The sequence below is a fragment of the Fructilactobacillus sp. X2R5C2 genome (genome assembly GCF_059901375.1).
Genome location: NZ_JBWXUX010000056.1, coordinates 1 through 231 on the forward strand (window position 1 = coordinate 1; position 231 = coordinate 231).

Consider the following 231-nt stretch of genomic DNA (forward strand, 5'->3'; position numbering starts at 1 on the left):
TTACTGGAGTTATTGACATGGTTGGTTTAAAGACGATAGATACCCAAATTGGATCAGCTGGCAGTCCTTGGCCGCGGCGAATAAAGACCAGCCTGGGTGTTCATGCTTGCTGTAGACAGATGAAACGCCTAACGCTTCGTTTTGAAGAACACGGCTTTTTGCCTGGTCCATCTCCAAGACGTTGTTAGGCGTTGTCAAGCAAATAGTCCTTTCATCCATGCTGATCAGGGA

General features: G+C 47.2%; 1 protein-coding gene. It reads left to right on the plus strand.

Annotated features, from left to right (window positions below; translation table 11 throughout):
• A partial coding sequence (locus tag AC6UD2_RS06915) for a hypothetical protein (protein ID WP_500698452.1) occupies window positions 1-188 on the plus strand: 188 nt, incomplete at its 5' end.
• Window positions 189-231 lie beyond the last annotated feature (43 nt).